A 3,458-nucleotide genomic window follows, 5' to 3' on the forward strand; every position below is an offset into this window, starting at 1 on the left:
CGCCTCGACCCGCTCGGCCGAACTCGGGCACTACTACGCCCATCCCGGCAACCGCTTCTGGCGCGCGATCCATGACGCCGGGATCACGCCGCGGCGCTATCAGCCAAGCGAGTTCGCTTCACTGATCGAGCTCGGGATCGGCTTCACCGATCTCTGCAAGACGGGCGCCGGGATGGATCACCAGATCGCGGCGGAGGCGATCGACGTGCCGGGCTTCAGGGCGAAGATGGACAAGTACCGGCCGCGGACGGTTGCATTCACAAGCAAGAAGGCGGCGAGCCTGTTTTACGGCAGGCCGTCGGCTGCGATTGCGCTGGGGCCGCAACCGCGCGATGACGGCTGGCCGGAGACATTCGTGCTGCCCTCGCCCTCGGGTGCTGCGTCCGGGCATTGGACGCTGGAGCCATGGCGCGAGCTTGCGGCGTCGATCGCTGCGCAGGGTGGATTAGCCCGCGGCTGCGCGAAGCGCAGTCCGCCGGCGTAATCCACCAACTTCGTCCATCACCGGGGAAGGATGGTGGGTTACGGCTTCGCCTAACCCACCCTACCGCACTGTCGCCTCACCCCGCATACGCCTTGTCCAGCTCCGCGATCACGATCTTCCGCATCCCCATCATCGCCTGCATCACGCGGTTCGCCTTGGTGCGGTCGGGGTCGCCGAGATAGCGGCCGAGCGCCGTCGGGATCACCTGCCAGGACAGGCCGAACTTGTCCTTGAGCCAACCGCACTGCGATTCCTCGCCCCCGTCGGCGGTCAGTGCTTTCCAGAAATAGTCGACCTCGCCTTGCGTCTCGACGCTGATGAAGAACGACACCGCTTCGTTGAAGCGGTATTTCGGCCCGCCATTGAGCGCGTGGAAGCGCTGGCCTTCGAGCTCGAACACCGCCATGAAGTCGCTGACGGTTTCGACCTTGGCATTGGGAAACACCGATTTGTAGAAGGCGACGGCCGCGGGGACGTTGTTATCGAACCAGAGAAACGGCGTGATGGACGTCATGAATGGAGCTCCTTTCGGCCCGTGCGGCGCGCGGGTACTTCAAGGACGCGGGCGGGAGGGGCGTTCCGACAAGGTCGGCCGGATTTTTTTGCCCGGCGCAATCGTAGCGCGGAAAACGCGATACCTGTCGGCCCCCGCCCCGGTCGTTCGTCCTCTGGAAACGATCACCCCGGAGCCCCACATGCCTCCCACCATCACTGCCTTCGAGTCCTCCCCCGACCGCGGCAAGGGCCACGCGCGCGACATGCGGGTGCGCTGGGCGTTCGAAGAGGTCGGCCAGCCCTACGACGTTCGCCTCGTCTCATTGGCGGCAATGAAACAACCTGCGCATCGCGCGCTGCATCCGTTCGGGCAGATCCCGACCTATGAGGACGGCGATCTCACGCTGTTCGAGTCCGGCGCGATCGTGCTCCACATCGCCGAGCGCCATGACGGCTTGCTGCCGAAGGATGCCAATGCGCGCGCCCGCGCCATCGCGTGGATGTTCGCTGCGCTGAGCACGGTGGAGCCGCCGATCGTCGAGCTCAACATGGCCATGCTGTTCGAGCGCGACAGGAGCTGGTACGCCGAGCGTCTGCCGAGCTTGCAGGAGCGCGTGCGCACCAGGCTCGGCGAATTGTCCCGCCACATCAGTGAGGCCGACTGGCTCGACGGCGCCTTCAGCGCCGGCGATCTCATGATGGTGACGGTGCTACGGCGGTTGAACACATCGGGCCTGCTCGACGAATATCCTGATATCGCCGCCTATGTCGCCCGCGGCGAGGCGCGGCCGGCGTTCCGGCGGGCGTTCGAGGCGCAACTCGCGGTGTTCACGGCCGCGCCGCGTTCGTAGGCGGGTCAGCCCGCTTCAGCTCAGCTGGGCCAGCTCGCGGGCGAGGTTGGCACGGGCTTGGCGGTCAAAACTCGCGGCGAAGGCCGGATCGGGAAAGATGACCTCGCGTGCCGCGAAGCGGCGTAGCACGCGGGCGCGGCCTGCGCGATACTCGCCCTCGGCGACATGGCTGAACTCCCGGCGGATCGCGGCGGCATAGGCGTCGTAGCGGGCCGGATCGGCGCCGAGAATGCTGAGGTCGATCGAGATCAGGATCGCGCCGAGGCGATCGTCGGCGGGAACGTCGTGCGTTTTCGTCAGGCGGATCAGGCGGCCGACCTCCTGGCGAAGCTCGGCGCGGACGTGCTGCTCGGCAAGCTCCGCGCTGCGCTCCTCGTTGTCCGTCCGCGTCGGATCGTAGACGGCGTCGTGCCACCAGATCGCTTCCGACAGCGTCTCGCGCTCGGCGGCCGAAAGACCCTCGGCGCGCGCGAGCGCCGCCAGGCAATCCTCGATATGCGCGAGATTGTGATAGTGGCGGCCGGGCGCCGCATAGGCAGCGGCCAGTTCGTCGCGGGTCATGGGCGAAGTCTCACGTTGTCGATCTTGTCCTTGTTGATGGCCATCGTGATCTCCCGGACCAGAGGATTGCGGTCATCCTATTGCGCAAAAGGCAATTCGCAAATGGCGCTCTGACGTAGCCCGGATGAGCGCAAGCGATATCCGGGGAGCCCATTCCCGCATGTCGCTGCGCTCATGCGGGCTACGAGGATTGCATCCGTTTCTACTCCCTAGCATGCTGGCCTCCGCCACCCCGGAGGCGCCCGCCCATGCTGACCCTCTACTCCTACCCAGAACTCTTCGGCGTCGCCGACAACAACGGCTACGGCCTCAAGGTCTATGCGTTTCTCAAGCTCGCGGGCGTGCCGTTCGTGCATGAGCACGTCTTCGATGCCTCGGCCGCGCCGCGCGGGCAGCTGCCTTACATCGTCGACGACGGCGAGATCATCGGCGACAGCGAGACCATCATCGCGCACGCGACTAAGAAATACCGCCTCACGATCGACGCCGGCCTGTCAGCGGAACAGCGCCGCACCGACCATCTCGTCACGCGCATGCTGGACGATCTCTACTGGGTGATGTCCTATTCGCGCTGGAAGGACGAGCGCTTCTATCCGGCGTTCCGCGACGCCTTCATCGCGCAGCATCCGCAGATCGACCCTACCGGCTTCGAGAAGGCCAAGGCCTACAACGCGCAGCGCTATCACTTCCAGGGCATCGGCCGCTACACGCCCGAGCAGGCCTACGCGCGGGGGCTGGCTGATCTGCAGGTGCTGGCGGACATCGCGCCGGCGCAAGGCTTCGTGCACGGCGCGGCGCCGACGAGCGTTGATGCCGGCATCTACGGCTTCATCGCCAACATCTATTTCTTTCCGATCCCGACGCCGCTCAAGGCCTTCGTCGATGCGCACGCAAACCTCGTCGCGCATTGCGAGCGGGTGCATGCGATGGTCGAGAAATCGTAGGACCTCCTAGCCTTGGTCAAGAGGTTTCATGCCTTAATGCAACAGAGTAGCGCAGTGCTCACCGCTGTCCAGGACGCTTCGCGCCGGCTACGCCGGTGCCGATGGCATCCTGGACAGCGGCTG

At 65.7% G+C, this 3,458-nt stretch carries 5 protein-coding genes; 3 read left to right on the forward strand and 2 right to left on the reverse strand.

Annotation, left to right across the window (positions count from 1 at the left end; genetic code table 11):
• Positions 1 to 484, forward strand: a 484-nt coding sequence (locus tag I6F09_RS36995; RefSeq protein ID WP_225190186.1) for a mismatch-specific DNA-glycosylase, incomplete at its 5' end; no start/stop codon positions are given.
• A gap of 76 nt (positions 485 to 560) precedes the next feature.
• On the opposite strand, the gene I6F09_RS37000 is transcribed toward I6F09_RS36995, so the two are convergent.
• Positions 561 to 998 (reverse strand): VOC family protein, encoded by a 438-nt coding sequence (locus I6F09_RS37000; RefSeq protein WP_225190187.1) that lies wholly within the window; start codon positions 996 to 998, stop codon positions 561 to 563.
• A 181-nt stretch (positions 999 to 1,179) separates the two neighbouring features.
• Here I6F09_RS37000 and I6F09_RS37005 point away from each other — a divergent pair, with 181 nt between their 5' ends.
• A complete protein-coding gene (locus I6F09_RS37005; protein WP_225190188.1) occupies positions 1,180 to 1,830 on the forward strand; it encodes a glutathione S-transferase family protein in 651 nt (216 codons plus the stop codon).
• 15 nt (positions 1,831 to 1,845) lie between these two features.
• Here the strand turns inward: I6F09_RS37005 and I6F09_RS37010 are convergent, their stop codons facing one another.
• Complete coding sequence (locus I6F09_RS37010) at positions 1,846 to 2,391, reverse strand: phosphohydrolase (RefSeq protein WP_225190189.1); 546 nt, start codon at positions 2,389 to 2,391, stop codon at positions 1,846 to 1,848.
• A 248-nt stretch (positions 2,392 to 2,639) separates the two neighbouring features.
• Between I6F09_RS37010 and I6F09_RS37015 the strand changes: the two genes are divergently transcribed.
• The gene (locus I6F09_RS37015; RefSeq protein ID WP_225190190.1) at positions 2,640 to 3,335 is read left to right on the forward strand and encodes a glutathione S-transferase family protein; all 696 of its coding nucleotides are present in this window, start codon (positions 2,640 to 2,642) and stop codon (positions 3,333 to 3,335) included.
• Positions 3,336 to 3,458 lie beyond the last annotated feature (123 nt).

The sequence above is a fragment of the Bradyrhizobium sp. IC3195 genome (genome assembly GCF_020193585.1).
Classification (GTDB): domain Bacteria; phylum Pseudomonadota; class Alphaproteobacteria; order Rhizobiales; family Xanthobacteraceae; genus Bradyrhizobium; species Bradyrhizobium yuanmingense.